Source organism: Polaromonas sp. JS666 (assembly GCF_000013865.1).
GTDB lineage: Bacteria > Pseudomonadota > Gammaproteobacteria > Burkholderiales > Burkholderiaceae_C > Polaromonas.
In genome coordinates this window covers 263,078-286,876 of the sequence record NC_007948.1, presented here as the reverse complement: position 1 = coordinate 286,876, position 23,799 = coordinate 263,078, and the positions used below count along the sequence as shown (strand labels likewise).

Sequence of the window (23,799 nt, the reverse complement as noted above, 5' to 3'; positions counted from 1 at the left end):
TAGGGCCTCGCTTTTTCAAGCAGGGGCCGCGGGGCTGGCTTTGCCAGACCGCAGGCGCAGCGGCCCCCTCGGGAGGCAGCGCATTACACGCAGTGAAAAGCGTGGGGGCCTTACTGATTTCGAAACGCGTCGTGACACGACTTGCAGTTGCCGGCCGTGGCAGCGAAAGCGGTTTTCAGCGCATCCAGATTGCCGGTTTTGGCGGCCACGACAAGTTTCGCCGTGTCGGCGACCAGCTTGTCACTGCTCTCCTTGAACTTGGCCTGCTCAGTCCAGATCTCCGGCTTGGCCTTGGTGTTGCCGCCTTTGTCGGTCGTGTGTGCAAAACCCGCCCAGGGGATTTTGGCCATGTCCGCGACGATTTCAGCATTGTCTGCAGCGACTTTGGCATCGAAAGGTACACGGCCGTTGGCCATGGCGCCCAGCCGGCTGAAATGCTGGCCCATCACAAACAGCGCGCCCTGGCGGTATTTGATGGCATCTTCCGGTTTGGCAAACTGCGCGGAGGCCGGTGCGGCTATGGCAATCAGGGTGGCGGCCGCGGCGATAGAGGCGAAAAGTCTCATGTGTTTCCTCGGGGTTTTATGACAGGATGAATGGCAATGCATTTGGCGCACTGCCAGCAGCTTGAGTGGGCGATGGCCGGGAAGTTCCTCAGGAACTTCTGCCCTGCGGGAAAGCACCAAAGGAGCAGTCCCACCGCCGGCAGCCGGCTTGCCCGAAAGCAGTGCGGATGGAATGCCGCCAACATGAATGAGGAAATGTGCATGTATGACAAAAGCCTTAGCAGGGTGCGGGTGTGGGATTTACCCACGCGGCTGTTTCACTGGGCCCTGGTCACCTGCGTGACCGGCCTGGCCATCACGGGTAGCGCGGGCGGCAACACCATGGTCTGGCACTTCCGTTTTGGTTACGCCGTCCTCGCCCTGCTGCTGTTTCGCCTGATATGGGGCCTGGTCGGCGGGCACTGGTCGCGCTTTACGGCCTTTATCTATGCGCCGCAAAGCGTGATCAATTACCTCAAGGGCCAAGGCAAGCCAGAGCACAGCGTTGGCCATAGTCCCGTCGGCGCAGGGTCCGTCTTTGCCATGCTGGTTTTGTTGCTGGCCCAACTGGTCACGGGCCTCATCAGCGACGACGAGATCGCCTTTGCCGGTCCACTGACCCGCTTTGTGTCCAGCGCCACGGTCAACCTGGCAACCAACTACCACGCCAACATCGGCAAGTGGGTGCTGCTCGCGCTGGTGCTGCTGCACCTTGCTGCCATCACGTTTTACCTGAGCCGCCAGCACAAGCTGGTGGGTGCCATGCTGCATGGAGACAAGGAGTTGCCGGTGGCGGCACCCTCCTCGCGCGATGACACTGCCTCACGCCTGGCGGCCCTGCTGATTCTGGGGCTATGCACCGCGCTGGTCTACTGGATCTCCGGTCTCTCGGCGCCCGCGTTCTGAGCCCGCCCGGCGCGGGTGGAAAAAGCGGACCCAAAAGCGGACCCCATCGGCAAACGACGCTACACTGGTTATCGATTTTTCCGCAGCCGATCCCGTGCAACCTCCTTCCATCCAGTTCGTCACGCCGGCCACACCCGACCAGCTGACCGCTACCCGGCTGATATTCACCGAGTACGCGGAGCAGTTGGGCATTGATTTGTGCTTCCAGGGTTTCGAGGCGGAGCTGGCTGATTTGCCGGGAGCCTACGACGCGCCGCAAGGCGCGCTGCTGCTGGCCATGGTGGATGGGGAGGTCGTCGGCTGCTGCGCATTGCGCGCCCTTGACGCCGTGGACTACCCCAACGCCGCCGAGATGAAGCGCCTGTATGTACGCAAGGCGTTCCGGCGCTTCGGTCTGGGCCGCCAACTGGCCGAGGCTGTCCTGGATATGGCGCGTGCGGCGGGCTACCACAGCGTGCTGCTGGATACGCTGGACGACATGGAATCGGCCCGGGCGCTGTATGCGGAGGTGGGCTTTGTGGAGATCCCCCCCTACTACCACAACCCGATTGCCGGCGCGCACTACCTGAAGGTCGACCTCTGAGCGGAGCGGCTTCCAGCCCAATAAATCACGGACTGGCAACTGTCATCAAATAAGTAGCCCGCCATCGGTATCGCGCGGTAACCCGTGTCCCTCTGCCACGGACGACCCGCGAGGCATAAAAAAAGCCGCCGTTCTCGCGAACGGCGGCTTTTTTTGGAATCAGCGAGCGTCAGGCCTTGGCTTGCGCCAGCAGCGTGGCTGCATCGCTGACTTCAAACTTGCCGGGACCTTCAACGTTGAGGCTCATCACCTTGCCGTCTTTGACCAGCATGGAGTAGCGGTTACTGCGCAGGCCCATGCCGCGCGCCGTGAGGTCCAGCGTCAGACCGGTCGCCTTGGCAAAATCTGCACTGCCGTCGGCCAGCATGCGAACCTTGCCGTCCGTCTTCTGGTCGCGTGCCCAGGCGCCCATGACAAACGCGTCGTTCACGCTCACACACCAGATTTCATCGACGCCAGCGGCCTTGAACTCGGCCGCCTTCTCAACATAACCCGGCACATGCTTGGCCGAGCAGGTGGGGGTGAAAGCACCTGGCAGTGCGAACAATGCAATGGTCTTGCCGGCGGTGACCTTGGCTACATCGACCGGGTTGGGGCCAATGCTGCAACCATTGCCTTCGACTTCGGAAAATTCCATCAGCGTCGCTGCCGGAAGGGTGTCGCCTACTTTGATCATGGAGTGCTCCTGGTTGGGTATAAAACGGATGTGATTCTAGGACGGAAACAAAAACGGCTCACATTGTGAGCCGTTTCTGATGACTTGCAGTCAAAGCCTGAAGGGGTCCAGACTTAGACGGCAGCGGCCTTCTCCACCAAACGGGTCACAACCCAGTTTTTGGTCTTGGAAATAGGACGGCTTTCGGTGATCTCGATCACGTCGCCCGTGTGGTACTCGCCCTTTTCGTCATGGGCGTGGTACTTGCTGGACAGGGACACGATCTTGCCGTACAGCTCATGCTTGACGCGGCGCTCAACCAGAACGGTCACGGTTTTGGCGCGCTTGTCGCTGACCACCTTGCCGATCAAGGTGCGCTTGAGGGATTTTTTAGCTTCCGTCATTTTTTGGCTCCTTGCTTGACGATGGTCTCGGCCAGGATGGTCTTGGCGCGAGCGATGCTGCGACGCGTGGAACGCAGCGTGGAAGTGTTGGTGAGTTGCTGCGTGGCTTTTTGCATACGCAGGCCAAAGTGGGCTTTTTGCAGCTCTTTGACTTCGGTTTTCAGGCCGGCAACGTCTTTTTGGCGCAGTTCAGTAGATTTGGTCATTGTCATTTCCCCTTACTGGCCGATCATGCGGCTGACGAAGGTGGTGCGCAGCGGCAGCTTGGCGGATGCCAGGCGGAACGCTTCGCGGGCCAACTCTTCAGGCACACCGACGATTTCAAAAACGATCTTGCCGGGCTGGATTTCAGCCACGTAGTACTCCGGGTTACCTTTACCGTTACCCATACGCACTTCAGCAGGCTTTTGGGAAATCGGCTTGTCCGGAAAGACACGGATCCAGATACGGCCGCCACGTTTGACGTGACGGGAAATCGCACGGCGTGCGGCTTCAATTTGACGAGCAGTGAGCCGACCGCGGTCGGTGCACTTCAGGCCGAAGTCACCGAACGCGACCGAGTTACCCCGGGTTGCGACGCCGGTGTTGCGGCCTTTTTGCTCTTTGCGGTATTTTCTGCGAGCGGGTTGCAGCATGGTTTTTCTCCGTTATTCCGACCGATTACTCGGTCTTGGTACCGTCAGCTGCTGCAGCTGGCGCGGCTTTGCGTACGCGCTTAACGGTGGTTTTCGGGGCGTCGCTACCAGGGGTAGCTTCGGCCGGTTTGTCGCTGCCATCGGCGGGCGCCGTATTGGTGCCGCCGGCCGGTGCGCGCGGCGCACGGGCACCACGTGGAGCGGGACGGTCAGAACCAGGACGGGCGTCACGACGCGGGCCGCGAGGCTTGCGCTCTTCGTCAGAAGGAGCGGCATCCAGTTTGGCGCCGGGTGATTCGCCACGGCCCAGCGTGTCGCCTTTGTAGACCCAGACCTTGACGCCGATCACACCATAAGTGGTCTTGGCTTCAGAGGTGCCGTAGTCGATGTCGGCGCGCAGGGTGTGAAGCGGCACGCGACCTTCGCGGTACCACTCGCAACGGGCGATTTCAATGCCATTGAGGCGGCCCGACGACATGATCTTGATGCCCAGGGCACCCAGACGCATGGCGTTTTGCATGGCGCGCTTCATCGCACGGCGGAACATGATGCGTTTTTCAAGCTGTTGCGTGATGCTGTCAGCGATGAGCTTGGCATCAATTTCAGGCTTGCGGACTTCTTCAATGTTCACGGCGACCGGCACGCCCAGCTGGCGGCTCAGTTCTTTCTTGAGGTTCTCGATGTCCTCGCCTTTTTTGCCGATCACGACGCCCGGACGTGCCGAGAAAATCGTGATGCGGGCATTCTTGGCGGGGCGCTCGATCAGAACGCGCGAAACCGCGGCGTTCTTCAGCTTGGCCTTGAGGTACTCGCGCACCTTGATGTCTTCTGCCAGCATGCCGGCAAAATCACGGTTGCTTGCGTACCAGCGGCTGGCCCAGTTGCGGCTAACTGCGAGGCGAAACCCGGTTGGGTTGATTTTTTGTCCCATATCCTGCTGCCTTTAGTTGCCAACCACCACGTACACATGGCACGTGGGTTTGCTGATGCTGTTACCGCGGCCTTTTGCGCGCGCAGAAAAACGCTTGAGCGTGGCGCCTTGTTCGACGTAAATGGTTTTCACCTTCAACTCGTCGATATCGGCACCATCGTTGTGTTCAGCGTTGGCGATGGCGGACTCAACCACCTTCTTGATGATTCCAGCAGCTTTTTTCTGCGTGAAATTCAGGATGTTGAGTGCTTGATCCACTTTCTTGCCGCGAATCAGGTCAGCGACCAGGCGGCCTTTGTCGACCGACAGACGAACGCCCCGGAGGGTTGCACGTGTTTCCATGGTCTTTCCTTATTTCTTCACAACTTTTTTATCAGCTGGATGGCCTTTGAAGGTGCGAGTCAATGCAAACTCGCCCAGCTTGTGGCCCACCATCTGATCGGTGATGTAGACAGGCACGTGCTGCTTGCCGTTGTGAACGGCAATGGTCAGGCCGATGAACTCGGGCAGGATCATGGAGCGACGCGACCAGGTCTTGATCGGCTTTTTGTCCTTGTTGGTAACGGCCTTGTCGGCTTTGGCTACCAAATGATGGTCGACAAACGGACCTTTTTTGAGTGAACGTGTCATGGGTTAGCCTTACTTCTTGCGACGCGAAACAATCATCACTTGCGTGCGCTTGTTGTTGCGGGTGCGGTAGCCCTTGGTCAGGTTACCCCATGGGTCGACAGGATGACGGCCTTCGCCGGTCTTGCCTTCACCACCGCCGTGCGGGTGGTCAACCGGGTTCATCACCACACCGCGAACGGTCGGGCGAATACCCATCCAGCGCTTCACACCGGCCTTGCCGAGACGGCGCAGGCTGTGTTCTTCGTTGGCGACTTCACCGATGGTGGCGCGGCATTCGATGTGGATCTTGCGAACTTCACCGGAGCGCATACGCACCTGGGCGTAGGTACCTTCGCGGGCCAACAAGGTTGCAGAGGTGCCGGCGGAACGGGCGATTTGCGCGCCCTTGCCGATTTGCATCTCGATGCAGTGAATCGTCGAACCGACAGGAATGTTGCGGATCGGCAGGGTGTTACCCACGCGAATCGGCGCTTCCGAACCACTGATCAGCGTGGCGCCGACTTCAAGGCCACGAGGGGCAATGATGTAGGTGCGCTCGCCGTCTGCGTAGCAGAGCAATGCAATGTGGGCCGTGCGGTTGGGGTCGTACTCGATACGCTCGACCTTGGCCGGAATGGCGTCCTTGTTGCGCTTGAAGTCCACTACACGGTAGTGATGCTTGTGACCACCACCCTTGTGGCGAACCGTGATGTGCCCGTTGTTGTTACGGCCGGACTTCTGGAATTGTGGCTCCAGCAGCGGCGCGTAAGGCTCACCCTTGTGCAGGTGATCCCGGGAGATCTTCACCATGCCGCGCATACCCGGCGAGGTGGGTTTCATTTTAATGACAGCCATTACGCAGACTCCCCACCGAGGTTGAGCTCTTGACCTGGCTTGAGCGTCACGTAGGCCTTGCGAATGTTGTCGCGGCGGCCCACGGATTTGCCAAAGCGCTTGGTCTTGCCTTTGATGTTGAGGACGGCAACCGACTGGACGTCCACTTTGAACATCAGCTGCACAGCAGCCTTGATTTCAAACTTGGTAGCGTCCTGCAGCACCTTGAAGGTCACGGCATTGGTCTTGTCCGCAATCATCGTGGCCTTTTCAGACACGATGGGAGCGACCAGAACCTGCATCAGGCGGCCTTCGTCGAATTTGGTTTTGGAGTTCACGGCGCTCATGCGAACATCTCCTTGAGTTGGTCCATGGCAGCCTTGGTGACCAGAACCTTCTTGTAGTGAACCAGCGACACCGGATCGGCGTAACGGGGCTCAACCACGAGGATGTTCACCAGGTTGCGGGAAGCCAGGTACAGGTTTTCATCAACCACATCAGCGATGACCAGCACCGAGTTGAGGTTCATGGCCTTGAACTTGTCAGCCAGGACTTTCGTCTTGGGTGAATCCACAGCCAGGGAATCAACCACAGCCAGGCGGCCTTCGCGCGCCAGCTGCGAGAAGATCGACGCCATGCCGGCGCGATACATCTTCTTGTTGATTTTCTGCGTGAAGTTTTCATCAGGCATGTTCGGGAAGATACGACCGCCGCCGCGCCACAGTGGCGAAGACGTCATACCAGCACGTGCACGACCAGTTCCCTTTTGTTTAAAAGGCTTCTTGGTCGAGTGACGGACCTGCTCACGGTCCTTCTGGGCCCGGGTACCCTGGCGGGCGTTGGCCTGGAAGGCCACGACCACCTGGTGAATCAGGCTTTCGTTGTATTCGCGACCAAACACGGTATCAGGCACGTCCACCTTGGACGAAGCCAGACCTTGGTCATTCAGGAGTTCGACCTGCATCAGTTCGCTCCTTTAGCAGCGGTGGTGGGCTTGGCTTTGATCGCGGCACGAACCGTGACAAAACCGCCTTTGGAACCAGGCACAGCGCCGCGAATCATCAGCAGCTGACGGGCTTCGTCAATGCGCACGATGTTCAGGTTTTGCGTGGTCACGGTGACGTCGCCCAGGTGGCCCGTCATGCGTTTACCAGGAAACACGCGACCGGGATCCTGCGCCATACCGATGGAGCCGGGCACGTTGTGCGAACGGCTGTTACCGTGCGACGCGCGCTGCGAGCTCATGTTGTGGCGCTTGATGGTGCCGGCGTAGCCTTTACCAATGGAGGTGCCCTGCACGTCCACCAGCTGACCCACCGCAAACACATCAGCGGCAGGCACAACGGTGCCCGCAGCATATTTGCCTGCGACGTCAGCCGTCACGCGGAATTCTTTCAGGATCTCACCAGCTTCAACGCCTGCTTTCGCAAGGTGGCCGGCGGCCGGCTTGGTCACGCGCGATGCTTTGCGCGCGCCAAATGCCACTTGGAGGGCATCGTAGCCGTCATTTGCTTCGGTTTTAACCTGGGTCACGCGGTTGTTCGATACATCCACCACGGTAACAGGAACTGTGTCCCCATCATCCGTAAACAGACGCATCATGCCAACTTTGCGGCCCAGCAACCCGAGGGAGTTGCTCAGACTCATGATGTGTTCTTTCGTAACTTTCACCGCTGCGACTTCAATTGGCCGCAGACGTTTTAATGTGAAAGACTGTTAATAAAACCGTCCGATCCATGCAGGCAAGAAGCCAACATACAAAGGACAGCCCAAGAGTATAGCCCAGGTCGCCAAAAATGGCAAACCCGGGCCAAAACCTGTCGATTTGGGATCTGGCTTGTGGCCGAAACCCCGATTTTTTACTTACTGCAGCTTGATTTCGACGTCCACGCCAGCTGGCAGATCGAGCTTCATCAACGCGTCCACGGTTTTATCCGTAGGGTCAACGATGTCCATCAGGCGCTGGTGCGTGCGGATTTCCAGCTGGTCGCGGCTCGTCTTGTTGACGTGGGGCGAACGCAGGATGTCGAAACGCTTCATGCGGGTTGGCAAGGGCACGGGGCCCTTGACAATCGCGCCGGTGCGCTTGGCGGTGTCAACGATTTCAGCTGCCGACTGGTCGATCAGCTTGTAGTCAAACGCCTTCAGGCGGATACGGATTTTTTGCTTGGTGGCCATGGTAATTCCTTAAAGGTTTGCAGGATTACGCAATGATCTTGGCCACAACGCCAGCACCAACGGTCTTGCCGCCTTCGCGGATGGCAAAGCGCAGGCCTTCTTCCATGGCGATCGGGTTGATCAGCTTGACGGTGATCGACACGTTGTCGCCTGGCATGACCATTTCCTTGCCTTCTGGCAGCTCGATCGCACCGGTCACGTCCGTCGTGCGGAAGTAGAACTGGGGGCGGTAGTTGTTGAAGAAGGGCGTGTGGCGGCCGCCTTCGTCCTTGCTCAGCACGTAGATCTCGCCGGTGAAGTGGGTATGCGGCTTGATCGAGCCGGGCTTGCACAGCACCTGGCCGCGCTGCACGTCTTCGCGCTTGGTGCCGCGCAGCAAAATACCGACGTTGTCGCCGGCCTGGCCCTGGTCGAGCAGCTTCCTGAACATCTCGACGCCGGTGCAGGTGGTCTTTTGCGTATCGGCAATACCGACGATCTCGATCTCTTCGCCGACCTTGATCACACCGCGCTCGACACGGCCGGTCACGACGGTGCCGCGGCCGGAGATGGAGAACACGTCTTCCACAGGCATCAGGAAGGCGCCGTCCACTGCGCGCTCGGGCAGGGGAATATAGGTGTCCAGGGCGTCGGCCAGCTTCATGATGGCCTGCTCGCCCAGGGGACCCTTGTCGCCTTCCATGGCGAGCTTGGCGGAGCCGTGGATGATGGGGGTCTTGTCGCCGGGGAAGTCGTATTTGTCGAGCAGCTCGCGCACTTCCATCTCGACGAGTTCGAGCAGTTCGGCGTCGTCGACCATGTCGCACTTGTTCAGGAACACGATGATGTAAGGCACGCCGACCTGGCGGGCCAGCAGGATGTGCTCGCGGGTCTGGGGCATGGGGCCGTCAGCAGCCGAACAAACGAGAATGGCGCCGTCCATCTGGGCCGCGCCGGTGATCATGTTTTTGACGTAGTCGGCGTGGCCGGGGCAGTCAACGTGGGCGTAGTGGCGGTTGGCCGTCTCGTACTCGACGTGGGCGGTGTTGATGGTGATGCCGCGGGCCTTTTCTTCGGGGGCCGCATCAATCTGGTCGTAACCTTTGGCTTCGCCGCCGAACTTGGATGCCAGCACGGTCGTGATCGCCGCCGTCAGGGTCGTCTTGCCATGGTCCACGTGGCCAATCGTGCCGACGTTGACGTGCGGCTTGGTCCGCTCAAATTTGCCTTTTGCCATTTTTCTCTCCAGATAAAGAACATGCCCGTGTACGGTTTAACGTCTGCACTGTGTTGCTGATTCACTTCGCACGGGTACAAAGTGGCACACAATCGCAGACAAGGAAAAAGGCTGCCGCCCCACTCGGGGGGCCGGCAGCTGACGTTACTTACTTGGCGCGCGAAGCCATGATGGCTTCCGACACATTGCGCGGTGCTTCAGAGTAGTGCTTGAACTCCATGGAGTACGTTGCACGGCCCTGCGACATCGAACGCAACGTCGTCGAATAACCGAACATTTCGGACAGGGGCACTTCGGCCTTGATGGCCTTGCCGCCACCAACCATGTCTTCCATGCCCTGCACCATGCCGCGGCGTGAGGACAGATCGCCCATCACGTTACCGGCGTAGTCTTCAGGCGTCTCCACTTCCACGGCCATCATGGGCTCCAGAATCACCGGGCTGGCCTTGCGGCAGCCTTCCTTGAAACCGAAGATGGCGGCCATCTTGAAGGCCAGTTCGTTCGAGTCCACATCGTGGTACGAACCGAAGTGCAGCGTGACCTTGACGTCGACCACCGGGTAACCGGCCAGCACGCCGGACGTGACGGCTTCATTGATGCCCTTTTCCACCGCCGGGATGTATTCGCGAGGAACCACACCGCCCTTGATGGCGTCGACAAACTCGATGCCCTTGCCGGCTTCGTTGGGTTCAATCTTGAGCACGACGTGGCCGTACTGGCCCTTGCCGCCGGACTGGCGCACAAACTTGCCTTCCGCGTCTTCCACGGTTTTGCGGATGGTTTCGCGGTAAGCCACTTGCGGCTTGCCCACGTTGGCTTCCACGCCGAATTCGCGCTTCATGCGGTCGACAATAATTTCCAGATGCAGCTCGCCCATGCCGGCAATCAGGGTCTGGCCGGACTCTTCGTCGGTCTTGACGCGGAAAGACGGATCTTCCTGGGCCAGGCGCTGCAAGGCAATGCCCATTTTTTCCTGGTCAGCCTTGGTCTTGGGTTCCACGGCCTGCGTAATCACGGGCTCGGGGAACACCATGCGCTCGAGCATGACGATGGCATCGGGATCGCACAGGGTTTCGCCCGTGGTCACGTCTTTGAGGCCCACGCAGGCGGCGATGTCGCCGGCGCGGATTTCGCTGACTTCTTCACGGTTGTTCGCGTGCATCTGCACGATACGGCCGATACGCTCTTTCTTGCCCTTGATCGGGTTGTAGACGCTGTCGCCTTTTTTCAGGACGCCGGAGTAAACGCGCACGAAGGTGAGCTGGCCCACAAACGGGTCAGTCATCAGCTTGAATGCAAGCGCAGAGAATTTCTCTTCGTCGTCAGCCTTGCGGGTTACGGGCGCTTCGTCTTCGTCCATGCCCTTGACGGGTGGAATGTCGATCGGCGACGGCATGAATTCAATCACGGCGTCCAGCATGCGCTGCACGCCCTTGTTCTTGAACGCGGAACCGCAGTACATTGGCTGGATTTCGCTGGCGATGGTACGCGTACGGATGCCGAGCTTGATTTCAGCTTCGGTCAAATCACCTTCTTCAAGGTATTTGTTCATCAGCTCTTCAGACGACTCGGCAGCAGCCTCGACCATCTTCTCGCGCCACTCCTTGGCCAGCTCGACGAGCTCGGCGGGGATTTCGCTGTAGGTAAACTTCATGCCTTGCGAGGCTTCGTCCCAGATGATGGCCTTCATTTTCAGCAGGTCCACCACGCCGGTGAAGTTTTCTTCGGCACCAATGGGGATCACCATGGGCACAGGGCTGGCCTTCAGGCGCAGTTTCATCTGCTCCACGACCTTGAAGAAGTTGGCGCCGGTGCGGTCCATCTTGTTGACGAACGCGAGGCGGGGCACCTTGTACTTGTTGGCCTGGCGCCAGACGGTCTCGGACTGGGGCTGCACGCCGCCGACGGCGCAGTACACCATGCAGGCGCCGTCGAGCACGCGCATGGAACGCTCCACCTCGATGGTGAAGTCCACGTGGCCCGGGGTGTCGATGATGTTGATGCGGTGCTCGGGCAGGGACGTGTCCATGCCTTTCCAGAAGCAGGTGGTGGCGGCGGAGGTAATCGTGATGCCGCGCTCCTGCTCTTGCTCCATCCAGTCCATGGTGGCCGCGCCGTCGTGAACTTCACCAATCTTGTGGTTCACGCCGGTGTAAAAAAGGATCCGCTCGGTGGTGGTGGTCTTGCCGGCGTCAATGTGCGCGGAAATGCCGATGTTGCGGTAGTTTTGAATGGGGGTAGCGCGGGACATAAATTACTTTCAGTTCGGGTTGACGAACAAAGACTCGTTGCCAAAAACAGCTCTTATTGTTTTTGAAGCGTCTGCCGGCCGGGCGTTGTGCACCCAACTTACAGAAGTTGGGGTTGAACCGTCCGGTCTCAAGGCGTTGACCACCTTGAGACCGCCCGGCAACCCGTCAAATCAGTGCAGCAAACGCTGCAGTCGAAAACTTAGAAGCGGAAGTGGCTGAACGCCTTGTTGGCTTCTGCCATGCGGTGAACTTCGTCACGCTTCTTCATGGCGCCGCCACGGCCTTCGGTGGCTTCCATCAGCTCGTTGGCCAGACGCAGGGACATGGACTTCTCGCCGCGCTTCTTGGCGGCCTCCTTCAGCCAGCGCATGGCCAGGGCCATACGACGCACAGGACGCACCTCGACAGGCACCTGGTAGTTGGCGCCGCCGACACGGCGGGACTTCACCTCGACCATGGGCTTGATGTTGCCGATGGCCATGTGGAAAGCCTCCAGCGGATCTTTGCCGGGGTTCTTTTTCTCGATAAAGTCGAGCGCGCCATAAATGATGCGCTCTGCGACGGCTTTCTTGCCGCCTTGCATGATCACGTTCATGAATTTGGCGAGATCAACATCGCCAAATTTTGGATCAGGAAGAATTTCACGTTTAGGGACTTCGCGACGACGTGGCATTTTTTCACCTCTTTGCTTCAGTTGGCACCGCTTTTGGCAGCACCGCGAGAGTTATCAAAACCCTCACTTACTCGACCGGCGCAACCAATTTGCACTTGGGTCACTTCGTTTCAAACACCTGCCAGGGCGAGTGAAACACCTGTTTTTGAAGACGTCATGACAACCTCTTCTGGCGCAGACCCTCAAATTAAAGAGAGAAAGCCTGAGCCGGTTTTGGCAATTAAGCCTTCTTGGGGCGCTTGGCGCCGTACTTGGAACGCGACTGCTTGCGGTCTTTCACGCCTTGCAGATCGAGCGAGCCACGCACGATGTGGTAACGCACACCAGGCAAGTCCTTGACACGACCGCCACGAACCAGCACCACGCTGTGCTCCTGCAGGTTGTGGCCTTCGCCGCCGATGTAGGAAATGATTTCAAACCCGTTGGTCAGGCGCACCTTGGCAACCTTACGCAGAGCGGAGTTTGGCTTTTTAGGCGTCGTGGTGTACACACGGGTGCACACACCGCGGCGCTGCGGAGAATTCTCCATCGCAGGGCTCTTGGACTTGATCTTTTCGACCTCGCGCCCCTGACGGACTAACTGATTGATGGTTGGCATTGAAAAACGTCCCTAAACGTCTGAAAACTGATTACCGCGGTTGATGCGCGGCCACAAATATTTCCCGCTGCAAAAGCGGAAAAGCCTTCTAGTATAAACCGGATCGTGAAAACGCTCAAGTAAAACGCGGCCAGTGCCGCAATGATCGGCGTCCGCATGCCATGCAATCACCGCCCAGGACAGCGGACTCCCGACTGCAGGGCGAGCAATCTCAATATATGAACGTTAGCACACACTTCCGCTAAAGCACCTTAAATTCTGAGATATTTACCTTGCGGCGCAAAGGATCCACCGCATTTGATGCCGCGAGTTACTTGATCCAGAGCCGGATGGAGTCCCAGGCGCGCCCGAGAATGCCGGCCTCTTCCACCGCCTCCAGCGCCACCAGCTGCACCTCGGCCACCGGCGTGGGATTCTCACCCAGCATGACCTTGAGGGTTCCCAGCTGCTGGCCCTTCACAAAGGGCGCCACCAGGGGGTCCGGCCGGGCGACCTGGGTTTTGACCTTGGGGGCACTGCCGGCCGCCACGGCGACCACAATGGCCTCGGGCCGGCCCAGCTTCACCGTCGAGGCCGCGCCTTTCCAGACAGAAGGCGCCACCACCGGCTGGCCCGCATCGAACAGCTTCACGGCTTCAAAGGCGGTGTAGCCCCAGTTCAGCAGTTTTTGCGACTCGTTGGCGCGGGCGCTGTCGCTGCTGGTGCCCAGCACAATGGCCAGCAGGCGACGGCCGCCGGGGGCACCGCCGACACCCAGATTCGGGAAGTCGCGCCTGGCCGTGGCGATCATGCAGTAACCCGCCGCCTCTGTGTGCCCGGTTTTCAGACCGTCCACGGTCGGGTCGCGGAACAGCAGGGTGTTGCGGTTGGTGTCATTGGCCGCAGGCGTGCCGGGATAGCGATACTTCTTGATCGCCGAATAGCCGATGTAGTCGGGGAAATCACGCATCAGGCGGGTCGCCAGGATGCTCAGGTCGCGCGCGGTGGTGGTATGCCCCGGCTCGGTCAGGCCTTCCGGATTCTTGTACGCGGTGGATTTCATTCCCAGGGCCTTGGCCTGCTCGTTCATCAGCCGCACAAAATGCTCGGCCGTCCCGCCCACACCCTCGGCAAGCGCCATGGTGGCGTCGTTGCCCGACTGGACCACCATGCCCTTGATCAGGTCTTCCACCGGCACCTGCATCTTGGGGTCGATGAACATGCGGGAGCCTGGCATCTTCCAGGCCCGCTCGCTCACGCCAAAGGTCTGCTTCAGGTCGATTTTTTTGGACTTGAGCGCGTCAAACACCAGGTACTCGGTCATCAGCTTGGTCAGCGATGCCGGCTCGACCGGGGAATCAATGTCCTTGGCGGCCAGGATCTGGTTGGCCGTGACATCCAGCAGCAAATACGAACGTGCGGCGATCTCAGGCGCCTGGGGGGCCTGTGCGTGCGCGACGGGAAGGAAAGCGGAAACAAGCAGCAGCAGGGCGGCGGCGCGCAGGCCGCGTGGGACCTTGAGTGAACAGTACATGTCGGGAAATTCGTTAGGGGAAAAGGAAAAGGAGAGGAAGAAGGAGCCAGCAGAACGGGAGGCGGGCAACCGCGAGGGATCCGGCAAGCTCAGATCGGGGGCGACGACAGGTGGCGGATCACCAGATTCTTCAGCAGCGGCAATTGTCCATGAAAGAAATGACCGCCTCCGGGCACAACCGTAACAGGAAGTGCCTGCGGCCGGGCCCAATCGAGCACGGCCGGCAGCAGCACCGTGTCGTCCTGCTCGCCATGCACCACCAGGGTCTTCAGGTGCGCGGCCGCATCAATCGGTGCAGCGGGCGCCCGGCTGACGCTGGTGCCAACCAGCACGAGCTTTTCAACAGGTCGAACGGGGTTGAGGCGGGCAAAAGCATGCGTGGTGACAAAAGCGCCAAAGGAAAACCCGGCCAGTGCCAGCGCGCCCGCGCTCGCACCCGCATCACCCTCCGCCACCGGCGACACATGCTGCACGACGGCCAGCAGGTCGTCGAGCTCGCCCCGGCCCTCGTCATGGCTGCCGGCGCTGCCGCCCACGCCCCGGAAGTTGAAGCGCACGGCTGTCCAGCCGCAGTGAAGAAAAGCTCGCGCCAGGGTCTGCACCACCTTGTTGTCCATCGTGCCGCCGAACAGCGGGTGCGGATGGGCAATGATGGCCATGCCCCGGGAAATACCGGCGGGTGCGTCCAGCGCAATTTCCAGGGCGCCAGCCGGACCCTCGATGCTTGATTTGCGGGTGTGGGAATTCACAGGAAAACTTTCTGCTCAGTTGAGACGCTACAAAAAGAGGAGCGACCTGGCCGGTCTATTATTGGGCCGCAGACGAAAATAACGCACCCACCAAGAAGCCCGTTCCATCGGGCCTGAAGCGCCGCACCGGCTCGCCCGGCCTCACCTCAACGCCCCAGATGCGCGGGCATCAGGAGGCGCTCGACCACCTGGCCGTTTTTGAGGTGAGATTCGACGATTTCGTCGATATCGTGGGCATCCACATAGCTGTACCAGACCGCTTCGGGATACACCACCGCCACCGGGCCGCCGGCACAGCGGTCCAGGCAGCCGGCCTTGTTGACCCGTACCTTGCCCGGCCCCGCCAGCCCGGCCGCCTTGACCTGCGACTTGCAGCGGTCAAAACCTTCCTGCGCCTGGTGATTGGCGCAACTGTCTTCGCCGGGGGGGCGCTGGTTCAGGCAAAAGAAAATATGCCGCTCGTAATAGGAAGCGGCCTTGGCGGGCGCCGGCACGGCGTCTTGGGAAATGGGTGCAGTCATGGCCCGATTTTACTTTTCAGCCGGCTGTGTGCGTTCGCGGCTGGAAAGGCGCACCAGCACATGCAGCATGGTCGCGTAGGGCCACAGCCAGCCCAGCCACTGAACCAGGCCATGAAAGCGGATAAACCGGCCCTGCTCCCAGGTCTGCAGGGTCTGCGCAAAGTAGGGGTCGGCAGGCGCCTGGTTCAGCAGTCCCAGCTGAATTGCCAGCGCCAGCAGCGCAAAGGCCGCGGCGCCACGGCGCGGCACAGCCAGCAGCACCACTGCCAGCAGGGCCGCGAGCGCCACCCCCGCCTGCACCGGCACATCCAGCCAGGCCCAGGCATGCTCGGGCCCATAGCTGAGCGCGGCCGACAGCGCGGACGCGGCCATACCGATGACCAGCATCGCCGCAGCAAAGGCCGCCCGCTGCCAGAGCGTGCGGATGGCGCTGTAACCCAACAGGCAGGGAATCAGCGCACCCAGCGCCACGCACACCAGTTCCGCAAGCGGGACCAGCGGCTGCAGCTCCACGTCCCGCACCGGCATCCATTCAAGGAAGGGGGAGTCCATCAGGGCTTCGGCCAGCGCCGACTCCAGCCGCTCGAAAACCTGGCCCAGCCCCAGGGGCACCGCCGCGGGAAACAGCAGCGCGGGCGGCCAGAGCAGCAGCAGCACCAGCGCGCCGCTGGCATCCTGGGCAAACCAGCGTCCCCTGAACCGGCTCCAGCGATTCACCAGACCGGTTTTCTCCAGCACCCATGCGCAGCAGGCGCCCAGCAAGGCACCCAGCGTGTTGAGGGCCAGATCCACATTGGAGGCGATACGCGATGGCAGGTAGCTTTGCAGCGTTTCCATGGCCAGCGACAGCAGCGCCGCCATCAGGACCGCCGCGCAGACCGCCCACCCGGCGCGCCGGCTGCGCAGCGTCGACAGCACCGACAGCGTCAACAGGAAGCCCAGCGGCGCGTAGCCCAGCAGGTTGGCCCCCACATCAAAACCGGTCCAGTAGCGCGGCAGCGGCGCCGTCAGAAACCGCAGCGGCGAAATGCCCTGGTCGCGCCAGTCAGCGAACGGATACAGGCTGGCGTAAACAATCAGGCAGACAGCGACCACTGCCAGCGGCCACCCCGCCGTGCGCTGACCAGCAGACGCGGCCGTTGCAGACGAGGGATGCCGGGCCATGGTACGTGGGCTTCCTCGATGCCTGCCGATGCCCTAGTACTTCGACACAGAGGTATCGGAACAAAATGAAAGCGATGGATTCGAGCCCAGGCCCAGGCCCAGGCCCAGGCCCAGGCGCAAACCGCAGACATAGCTGTAGCTATGGCGAGGATTTGCAACGACGGCATGGGTTCGAAGGCGCGCTTTCATGTTTCGATATTTCTGGGTCGGAGTACTAGCCCTGCCAAGGCTTGACCACCACCAGGATGACGGCGGCCGCCAGCAGCAGCACGGGCACTTCATTGAACCAGCGAAACCAGACATGGCTGCGCGTGCTGCGGTTGCTGACAAATTTGCCGAGCAGTCGCCCACAGGCGTGGTGATAGCCCAGGGCCAGCACCACAACACCCAGCTTGGCATGCATCCAGGCATTGCCGGGGCCGCGCCCGATGCCGTAGCCAAGATACAGCCACAAGCCAAAACCCAGGGCCGGAACCGCCAGGATGGTGGTGAAGCGCATCAGTTTGCGCGCCATCAGGATCAGCCGCTCGCGCTCGGCCACGCTCTCGGGCGGCACCAGGGCCAGGTTCACAAAAATGCGCGGCAGGTAAAACAGCCCCGCAAACCAGCTGGCAACAAAAACGATGTGAAGTGATTTGACCCAGAGCATCGGGGGAGTGTAGCCCCCACGCTTTTCACTTCGTGTAATGCGCTGCCCCCCGAGGGGGCCGCTGCGCCTGCGGCCCGGCTAAGCCGGTTCCGCGGCCCCTGCTGGTTTAAGACCTCTCCATCCGTTGACATGCCTCCCGCTTTTCCTTCCCACTTCGCGTGATACGGGGTGTTCGCCCCGAGTAGGCAAAAAAATGCCCGGTTGGCACGAAGCCAACCGGGCTGGTAAGCCTTTTTGCTGTCACACGCAAAGGCCCCGCTCAGGGAGGAAAAGCGGGATGCAGCTTCCAAACTGGTAACCGCACGCCGGGATTCTAACCACCCCGGGCGGGCCTTGGCAATGGTGGTTTGGAGCGAATCCGGCAATTTCAAGCCGCTACAAAGCGGCGCGCCAACAGCCCACCGGGTAAATAATTCGTGGCCGCGGCGAAGGTTTGGCACAATTTGGCCATGACCCTGCATGCCTCCAACTTCGCCCCCTTCCCCCTGGGCCGGCCCCGGCGCCTGCGCCGCGACAGCTTTACCCGCAACCTGGTCCGCGAAAACGTCCTCAGCGCGCACGACCTGATCTACCCGGTTTTTGTCACCGACGGCAGTCAGCGCCGCGAAGCCGTCGCCTCGATGCCGGGCGTGGAGCGGCTCAGCCTGGATTTGCTGCTGCCGGTGGCCGAAGAGTGCGTCAAGCTGGGCATACCGGTCATGGCGCTGTTTCCGGTGATCGACGGCTCGCTGAAGACCCCCGATGGGCGGGAGGCCCTGAACCCTGAAGGCCTGGTGCCGCGGGTGGTGCGCGAGCTGAAGAAGCGGTTTCCCGAACTGGGCGTGATGACCGACGTGGCACTGGACCCCTTCACCAGCCACGGCCAGGACGGGCTGCCTGACCCGACCGGCTACATCCTGAACGATGAAACCATTGAGGTCCTGGTCGGCCAGGCGCTGACCCAGGCCGAAGCCGGCGTGGACATCGTGGCACCCAGCGACATGATGGACGGCCGGATCGGCGCGATCCGCCAGGCGCTGGAAGGCAAAAAGCTCATACACACCCGCATCATGGCTTACAGCGCCAAATACGCCAGTGCCTTTTACGGCCCCTTCCGCGACGCGGTCGGCTCCGCCGGCAACCTGGGCAAGGCCGACAAAAAGGTCTACCAGATGGACCCGGGCAACAGCGACGAAGCCCTGCGCGAGGTGGCGATGGACATTGCCGAGGGCGCCGACATGGTGATGGTCAAGCCCGGCATGCCCTACCTGGACGTGGTGCGGCGCGTGAAAGACGAATTTCAGGTGCCGACCTTTGCCTACCAGGTCAGTGGCGAGTACGCCATGCTCAAGGCCGCGGCCCAGAACGGCTGGCTGGACCACGACGCGGTGATGATGGAAAGTCTGCTGGCCTTCAAGCGGGCCGGTGCAGACGGCGTGCTGACCTACTTTGCGATAGACGCCGCCAGGCAGTTGCGGCAAGCCTGAGAGCGCCTTTCTGCCTTGCCGCGCCGCCCGGGCTACGATCAGAAGAGTAGCCTGGCACAGTCATCTGGCAAGGGCTACAGGCCAATTTGATACTTACTGCAGGGGTTTCAGCGTCCATGCGTGTTTTCAACATTTCCTCCGGCAGCCAGGGCATTGTCGAAACCGATGCCCTGCCCGCCCAGTTGCCCGCGCAGGGCTTTGTCTGGATCGCCTGTGCGCGGCGCGAGTTTGAGGTGCTGCAAGCGCAAATCCAGACCTGCCTGCAGACCCTGTGCGGCACGCAGCTGGTGGACCTGCATGTCAGCGACCTGCTGAACAACCAGCTGCCCTCGCATTACGACTACACCTCGCAATACGACATCCTGGTGTTTCGCCGGCTGGCCACCGGACAGACTGAAACCGATCTGGCGCAACCCGGGCAGCCGCTGCACCAGAGCCGCAAGCGCGGCGGCCCGCCTATCCTGCAGCGCATCGACACCAGCCCGGTCGGCTTTGCGGTGTTTGACCGTGTTCTGCTGACCGTGCATCCCACCGACTGCGCGGTGCGCGAGGCCTACGCCCAGAAATTGCTCAACGCCACCTCATCCGAGTCACGCGATGCCGGTGTCAGGTTGCCAGCCAGCCCGGCAGACCTGATGCTGCGCATCGTCAACCACATCGTGGACGGCTACCTGGCCTTGCGGCGCGAGCTGACACGGCAGCTTGACCACTGGCAAAACGAACTGCTCAACCCCCACACCAGGTTCAACAACTGGAGCGCGCTGATGGAGGCACGCCTGGCCATGCACCAGCTCGACGAGATTTGTGAAGACCAGCGGGCGGCGACCCAGGACTGGATCGATTCGGTTGAAACCTGGCCCGAGGGCAGCACGCCTGCAGCGCAACGCGAACGCGAACTGCTCAAGGTGCGCTCGCGCGATGTGCTCGAACACATCGAGCGCGTGGTGCACCATGTACGGCGCATGGAACAGAGCGCGGAGACCGCCGTGCAGATGCATTTCAATGCGCAAAGCCACCGCACCAACGACATCATGCGGACCCTGACGGCGCTGACCGCCATCTTCCTGCCGCTGAACCTGATCACCGGATTTTTCGGCATGAACTTCGAGTTCCTGCCCATCATTCACTCATCGACGGGGTTCTGGTGGACCTTCGCCGTCATGGTGGTGATCGTGGCGGTGGTGGTGGCCGTGTTCTGGCGCAAACGCTATCTGGCCAGGACCAGCCATTAGCGCGCAGCCTGCCAGCGGCGTGCGTCACGAAGATGCTGCAGCTGCTGGAGCGGATTGCCAGACAGGCCGGGGGCGACACCGGGAATAACCGCGACATGCGCATCCTGAAGGCAACCACGGCCCCCGAAAAGCTGATCGCCCGGATTGACCAAACGCCGCAACGCGCATCCAACAGGCTGGGTGCGGCCGGACAGCCACCCGGCTAAACCCAGGGCAGGGCCAGCCCTTCGGCGGCAAACGCCCTGATCACGGCCGGGCGCGCCAGCACGCGCTGCAGATACGGCCCCAGATGGGCACGCTCCCGGGCCGGTGACGAGGCAAAGTTGCGCGTCCAGCGGCACAGCATCATCGCGTAGATGTCCACTGCCGAGAACGCGGCACCCAGCAGCCAGGGCTGCGAATGCATTGCCTGCTGGCGCGCCAGTTCAGCGTCGAGCTGGTCGAGCAGGGGGCCGACACGGGCCTGCGCGCGCGACTTCAGCTCAGCCACACCGGCGCTGTTGCCTTCATTCATCCAGCGCTCGGGGTAGAAATAAACAATCAGCGTGGACTGCAGCGTATTGGTCAGCCAGATCAGCCACTTGTAGAAGTGCGCGCGTTCGGTCGTTCCCAGCGCCGGCACCAGGCCGGCCTGCGGATGGGTATCGCACAGGTGCAGGCAGATCGCGGCGGATTCGTAGAGCACCAGGTCGCCATCGGCCAGCGCCGGCACCAGCCCATTGGGATTGATCCGGCGATAGGCCTCGCTGCGGTGCGCGCCCGTGGCGGTGTCGACCAGGATTTTCTCGAACGGCACGCCCAGCTCTTCAAGCAGGATGTGCGGCGCCATGGCGGCGGAGCTGGGGGAGTAATACAGCTGGATCATCTGAACATTGTGCCCCGGTAGGTGGAGCCCCCACGTTCGTTCACTTCGTGTAACTCTCTGCCCCCCGAGGGGGCGCTGCGCCTGCGGCCTGGCAAAGCCAGTTCCGCGGCCCCTGCTTGGTTGAAGAGTCCGCTGCGATCACGCACTTTCCGGGAACTATTTCTCGATGACGCCAAAAATGTCGGCGGCATTGCCCCAGGCAATCCTGCGCGCCACCTCTGGCGGCAGGTCGCCCAGCCAGGTGCGGTAGCCTTTCATGGTGTCGTCGTAATACAGCCAGCGCTGGTTGACCCAGGTGTCCGATCCGATCATGAAGCGGCCGGGGTATTTGAGCAGCAGCGCGCGCCACTCGGCGCACAGTTTCCCACCGTCACAGACCAGGCCCGGGCGGTAGGACAGCTCACCCATGAGCTGCGGGTATCTGGCCAGCAGTTCATCCACCCGCGCCACCGGCGGGCCGCCAATGCCGGTATGCGCCCAGATCAGCCGGACTTCGGGCGCATGGGCCATCAGCAGGTCGATCGCCACATCGTCCACATGCGACAGCACCGCGAGTTTGTTTTTCTCGGCGAACTGCATCAGCTTTTTCGCCACCGGCCCGTTGGCTTCCTTCGCGTTGGCGCTGTCATACAGATGGAACTCGCCAATGCCTTTGTAAGGCCCGGCCTGGTCGCCGGTGACACCGCGCGCGAACTCGGCCTGCACCATCTCGTAGATGGACTCGTCGCGAAACCAGTTGTCGTAGTCGGCGCGGCTGCGGTAGAGGCGGATGAAAGGCACGACAGTGACGCCGGCCTTGCGGGTCTCGGCCATGGCGGCCAGCGATTTCGTGCCGTCGTTAGGCCGCGAGTTGGCAACAATGGCTTTGACACCATTGCGCTGCATACGAGCCAGCACATCAGCCGGGCCGTGCGGGCCGCTACACGAAGCCCCCACGCTTGTCGCTTCGCGTACTGCGCTGCCCCCCGAGGGGGCTGAACTTGCTTGGGGCGGCCCGGCGCTGCGTTCCCGGCAGTTCCAGGCTTCCTCGTTGTAATGCAGGTGGGCATCAAACAGCGGGCCGGCATAGTCAGCGGCCTGGCCGGGGGCACCGAGCGCCATCAAGGCGATCGCTGCACACACCCGTCCCACATGGGCTGCAAGCCACATCGGCCTGAAACCCGCCGTCGTCGGCATGGGGCCGTCAGGCCAGCCTGGCAGCAAAAAAGGCCAGCGACCGCTCGCGCGCCAGCTTGGCCGCCGCTTCGTTGTAGGAGCCGCGCTGGTCGCAATTGAAGCCGTGGTTGGCCGCGTACACATGCACTTCCACCTCCGGGTGCGCCTTGGTGAACGCTGCAATGCCTTCCATCGGGATCCAGTGGTCCTGGTCACCGAAGTGCGCCATGACCGGGCACAGCGGCTGACGCGCAATTTCGTCCTCGGCCGTGATGCCGCCGCCGTAATAGGCGACGGCCGCGCTCAGGCCCTTGAGCATGCAGGCGGCATGCCAGGTCAGCAGGCCGCCCCAGCAAAACCCGACGATGCCGACCTTGCCGCCGCTGGCCTGGGCCGCATGGTCAATCGCGGCCTGAATGTCGGGCAGCACACCGGCGCCCGGCAACGCGGCCACGGCGGTTTTCAGCTCGAAACCGGCCGCCATGTCGGCCTCGGTGTAGCCCAGATCCACGCCGGGCTTGACGCGCGCAAAGGTGGCCGGCGCCACCGCCAGGTAGCCCTCGGCCGCAAAGCGGTCGGCGACGGCCCGGATGTGCGAGTTGACGCCGAAAATTTCCTGCAACACCACGACGGCAGCGCGGGGCTTGCCGTCTGGTTGTGCCACGTACGCCGGGACGGCGAAACCGTCGGCAGACTTGAGTTCGATGAATTGACCCATGAGATGCTTACTCCTCTGTTGGAAACCGGCGATGCCGGGACTGAAAACTGGAATCAGGAAATGGAAGGGCAAGGCTGCAGGGGACCGCTCAGCCCTACCCTGCCCTGAGCTTGCGCTCCACGAAATCGAGCCTATCCTGACCCCAGAACAGCTCTCCGTCAACCACGTAGCTGGGCGCGCCGAACACGCCGGCGTCAATGGCCCGCCGCGTATTGGCCTCGTAATGCGCCTGCACGGCCGGGTCGCGGGACTGCTCCAGGCGCCCGGCACTCAAACCGCATTCGGCAAGCAGTTCGGCCAGCACTTGCGCATCGGCGATGTTGCGCTCGCGCACCCACACCGCGGTGAAGATTGCGCCGCCTATTTTCATGGCCGCGTCGCTGCCGTCATGCAGATCCACCGCGATGATGAGGCGCGAGGCATCGTCCCCGGCCACCGGAAAGTACCTGGGCTTGAGGTTCAGCGGCATGCCCAGGTGGTCCGAGAAGCGCCGCAATTCGAGCAGCCGGTAGGCCTGCCGCTGCGGGGCGCGCTGGCCCAGCGGCAGCCCGCCCGAAACGGGAAAAACCTTGCCGCCCAGGTCCACCGGCATCACGCGCAAGGCAGCGCCGCTGGCACGCGCCAACTGTGCAAAGCGCTCATGGCCCAGATAGGTCCACGGGCTCTGCACCGAAAAGTAATAGTCCACTGAAATGCTCAAGACAGTCTCCGGTTGAAAGTGCGCGCCATCCGGCACCAATTGAAGTAC

General features: G+C 61.5%; 31 protein-coding genes. 5 read left to right on the top strand and 26 right to left on the bottom strand.

Annotation, left to right across the window (positions count from 1 at the left end; translation table 11 throughout):
• Positions 1-110 precede the first annotated feature (110 nt).
• Entirely contained in the window at positions 111-566 is a 456-nt protein-coding gene (locus BPRO_RS01350; RefSeq protein WP_011481241.1) for a c-type cytochrome, read from the bottom strand.
• A 201-nt stretch (positions 567-767) separates the two neighbouring features.
• Between BPRO_RS01350 and BPRO_RS01345 the strand changes: the two genes are divergently transcribed.
• Together BPRO_RS01345 and BPRO_RS01340 are read left to right on the top strand one after the other, a co-directional pair.
• On the top strand, positions 768-1,451 hold the full coding sequence (locus tag BPRO_RS01345; protein WP_011481240.1) for a cytochrome b/b6 domain-containing protein: 684 nt from the start codon (positions 768-770) through the stop codon (positions 1,449-1,451).
• Positions 1,452-1,545: 94 nt separating this feature from the next.
• A complete protein-coding gene (locus tag BPRO_RS01340) occupies positions 1,546-2,034 on the top strand; it encodes a GNAT family N-acetyltransferase (protein ID WP_011481239.1) in 489 nt (162 codons plus the stop codon).
• A 169-nt stretch (positions 2,035-2,203) separates the two neighbouring features.
• On the opposite strand, the gene BPRO_RS01335 is transcribed toward BPRO_RS01340, so the two are convergent.
• The 21 genes from BPRO_RS01335 to BPRO_RS01235 all read right to left on the bottom strand — a co-directional run bounded on the left by BPRO_RS01335 (position 2,204) and on the right by BPRO_RS01235 (position 17,615).
• A complete protein-coding gene (locus tag BPRO_RS01335) occupies positions 2,204-2,710 on the bottom strand; it encodes a peroxiredoxin (RefSeq protein ID WP_011481238.1) in 507 nt (168 codons plus the stop codon).
• A 113-nt stretch (positions 2,711-2,823) separates the two neighbouring features.
• Entirely contained in the window at positions 2,824-3,093 is a 270-nt protein-coding gene (gene rpsQ / locus BPRO_RS01330; protein WP_011481237.1) for a 30S ribosomal protein S17, read from the bottom strand.
• Positions 3,090-3,299 carry a 50S ribosomal protein L29 gene (rpmC, locus tag BPRO_RS01325; RefSeq protein WP_011481236.1) on the bottom strand — a complete coding sequence of 70 codons (210 nt, stop codon included), beginning with the start codon at positions 3,297-3,299 and terminating at the stop codon, positions 3,090-3,092. Before rpmC ends, rpsQ begins: the two co-directional genes overlap by 4 nt.
• Before the next feature lie 12 nt (positions 3,300-3,311).
• Positions 3,312-3,728, bottom strand: coding sequence for a 50S ribosomal protein L16 (rplP, locus tag BPRO_RS01320; RefSeq protein WP_011481235.1), 417 nt, complete (start codon positions 3,726-3,728; stop codon positions 3,312-3,314).
• 25 nt (positions 3,729-3,753) lie between these two features.
• The gene (rpsC, locus tag BPRO_RS01315; RefSeq protein ID WP_011481234.1) at positions 3,754-4,659 is read right to left on the bottom strand and encodes a 30S ribosomal protein S3; all 906 of its coding nucleotides are present in this window, start codon (positions 4,657-4,659) and stop codon (positions 3,754-3,756) included.
• 12 nt (positions 4,660-4,671) lie between these two features.
• On the bottom strand, positions 4,672-5,001 hold the full coding sequence (rplV, locus tag BPRO_RS01310) for a 50S ribosomal protein L22 (RefSeq protein WP_007866508.1): 330 nt from the start codon (positions 4,999-5,001) through the stop codon (positions 4,672-4,674).
• A 9-nt stretch (positions 5,002-5,010) separates the two neighbouring features.
• Entirely contained in the window at positions 5,011-5,289 is a 279-nt protein-coding gene (rpsS, locus tag BPRO_RS01305) for a 30S ribosomal protein S19 (protein ID WP_011481233.1), read from the bottom strand.
• Between the two features lie 9 nt (positions 5,290-5,298).
• Complete coding sequence (rplB, locus tag BPRO_RS01300; protein ID WP_011481232.1) at positions 5,299-6,123, bottom strand: 50S ribosomal protein L2; 825 nt, start codon at positions 6,121-6,123, stop codon at positions 5,299-5,301.
• Entirely contained in the window at positions 6,123-6,449 is a 327-nt protein-coding gene (rplW, locus tag BPRO_RS01295; RefSeq protein WP_011481231.1) for a 50S ribosomal protein L23, read from the bottom strand. The genes rplB and rplW overlap by 1 nt, the downstream gene beginning before the upstream one ends.
• On the bottom strand, positions 6,446-7,066 hold the full coding sequence (gene rplD, locus BPRO_RS01290; protein ID WP_011481230.1) for a 50S ribosomal protein L4: 621 nt from the start codon (positions 7,064-7,066) through the stop codon (positions 6,446-6,448). The genes rplW and rplD overlap by 4 nt, the downstream gene beginning before the upstream one ends.
• Complete coding sequence (gene rplC, locus BPRO_RS01285) at positions 7,066-7,749, bottom strand: 50S ribosomal protein L3 (RefSeq protein WP_011481229.1); 684 nt, start codon at positions 7,747-7,749, stop codon at positions 7,066-7,068. Before rplC ends, rplD begins: the two co-directional genes overlap by 1 nt.
• A gap of 216 nt (positions 7,750-7,965) precedes the next feature.
• A complete protein-coding gene (gene rpsJ / locus BPRO_RS01280; RefSeq protein WP_007838118.1) occupies positions 7,966-8,280 on the bottom strand; it encodes a 30S ribosomal protein S10 in 315 nt (104 codons plus the stop codon).
• A gap of 25 nt (positions 8,281-8,305) precedes the next feature.
• Positions 8,306-9,496, bottom strand: coding sequence for an elongation factor Tu (tuf, locus tag BPRO_RS01275; protein WP_011481228.1), 1,191 nt, complete (start codon positions 9,494-9,496; stop codon positions 8,306-8,308).
• A gap of 148 nt (positions 9,497-9,644) precedes the next feature.
• Complete coding sequence (fusA, locus tag BPRO_RS01270; protein ID WP_011481227.1) at positions 9,645-11,747, bottom strand: elongation factor G; 2,103 nt, start codon at positions 11,745-11,747, stop codon at positions 9,645-9,647.
• 200 nt (positions 11,748-11,947) lie between these two features.
• On the bottom strand, positions 11,948-12,421 hold the full coding sequence (gene rpsG, locus BPRO_RS01265) for a 30S ribosomal protein S7 (RefSeq protein ID WP_011481226.1): 474 nt from the start codon (positions 12,419-12,421) through the stop codon (positions 11,948-11,950).
• Between the two features lie 220 nt (positions 12,422-12,641).
• Positions 12,642-13,019 carry a 30S ribosomal protein S12 gene (rpsL, locus tag BPRO_RS01260; protein ID WP_011481225.1) on the bottom strand — a complete coding sequence of 126 codons (378 nt, stop codon included), beginning with the start codon at positions 13,017-13,019 and terminating at the stop codon, positions 12,642-12,644.
• A 310-nt stretch (positions 13,020-13,329) separates the two neighbouring features.
• The gene (locus BPRO_RS01255; RefSeq protein ID WP_011481224.1) at positions 13,330-14,532 is read right to left on the bottom strand and encodes a D-alanyl-D-alanine carboxypeptidase family protein; all 1,203 of its coding nucleotides are present in this window, start codon (positions 14,530-14,532) and stop codon (positions 13,330-13,332) included.
• A gap of 89 nt (positions 14,533-14,621) precedes the next feature.
• Positions 14,622-15,281, bottom strand: a complete 660-nt coding sequence (locus BPRO_RS01250) for an alpha/beta hydrolase (protein WP_011481223.1) — start codon at positions 15,279-15,281, stop codon at positions 14,622-14,624.
• Positions 15,282-15,427: 146 nt separating this feature from the next.
• Positions 15,428-15,802: a (2Fe-2S) ferredoxin domain-containing protein gene (locus tag BPRO_RS01245; protein WP_011481222.1), complete on the bottom strand. Its 375-nt coding sequence runs from the start codon at positions 15,800-15,802 to the stop codon at positions 15,428-15,430.
• Between the two features lie 9 nt (positions 15,803-15,811).
• Positions 15,812-16,966 carry a VanZ family protein gene (locus BPRO_RS01240; protein WP_011481221.1) on the bottom strand — a complete coding sequence of 385 codons (1,155 nt, stop codon included), beginning with the start codon at positions 16,964-16,966 and terminating at the stop codon, positions 15,812-15,814.
• A 214-nt stretch (positions 16,967-17,180) separates the two neighbouring features.
• Positions 17,181-17,615 carry a CopD family protein gene (locus BPRO_RS01235; RefSeq protein WP_011481220.1) on the bottom strand — a complete coding sequence of 145 codons (435 nt, stop codon included), beginning with the start codon at positions 17,613-17,615 and terminating at the stop codon, positions 17,181-17,183.
• Between the two features lie 449 nt (positions 17,616-18,064).
• Between BPRO_RS01235 and hemB the strand changes: the two genes are divergently transcribed.
• From hemB to BPRO_RS29365, 3 genes are all read left to right on the top strand, one after another.
• Entirely contained in the window at positions 18,065-19,081 is a 1,017-nt protein-coding gene (gene hemB, locus BPRO_RS01230; protein ID WP_198140972.1) for a porphobilinogen synthase, read from the top strand.
• A 116-nt stretch (positions 19,082-19,197) separates the two neighbouring features.
• Complete coding sequence (locus tag BPRO_RS01225; RefSeq protein WP_011481218.1) at positions 19,198-20,313, top strand: magnesium transporter CorA family protein; 1,116 nt, start codon at positions 19,198-19,200, stop codon at positions 20,311-20,313.
• Positions 20,314-20,345: 32 nt separating this feature from the next.
• On the top strand, positions 20,346-20,519 hold the full coding sequence (locus BPRO_RS29365; protein WP_157045704.1) for a hypothetical protein: 174 nt from the start codon (positions 20,346-20,348) through the stop codon (positions 20,517-20,519).
• Here BPRO_RS29365 and BPRO_RS01220 read toward each other — a convergent pair.
• The 4 genes from BPRO_RS01220 to BPRO_RS01205 all read right to left on the bottom strand — a co-directional run bounded on the left by BPRO_RS01220 (position 20,516) and on the right by BPRO_RS01205 (position 23,751).
• Positions 20,516-21,178, bottom strand: coding sequence for a glutathione S-transferase family protein (locus tag BPRO_RS01220; RefSeq protein WP_011481217.1), 663 nt, complete (start codon positions 21,176-21,178; stop codon positions 20,516-20,518). The two genes, BPRO_RS29365 and BPRO_RS01220, sit on opposite strands and share 4 nt — an antisense overlap.
• A gap of 156 nt (positions 21,179-21,334) precedes the next feature.
• On the bottom strand, positions 21,335-22,327 hold the full coding sequence (locus tag BPRO_RS01215) for an amidohydrolase family protein (protein ID WP_011481216.1): 993 nt from the start codon (positions 22,325-22,327) through the stop codon (positions 21,335-21,337).
• A gap of 34 nt (positions 22,328-22,361) precedes the next feature.
• Positions 22,362-23,051, bottom strand: coding sequence for a dienelactone hydrolase family protein (locus tag BPRO_RS01210; RefSeq protein WP_011481215.1), 690 nt, complete (start codon positions 23,049-23,051; stop codon positions 22,362-22,364).
• Positions 23,052-23,145: 94 nt separating this feature from the next.
• On the bottom strand, positions 23,146-23,751 hold the full coding sequence (locus BPRO_RS01205; protein ID WP_011481214.1) for a 2-hydroxychromene-2-carboxylate isomerase: 606 nt from the start codon (positions 23,749-23,751) through the stop codon (positions 23,146-23,148).
• Positions 23,752-23,799 lie beyond the last annotated feature (48 nt).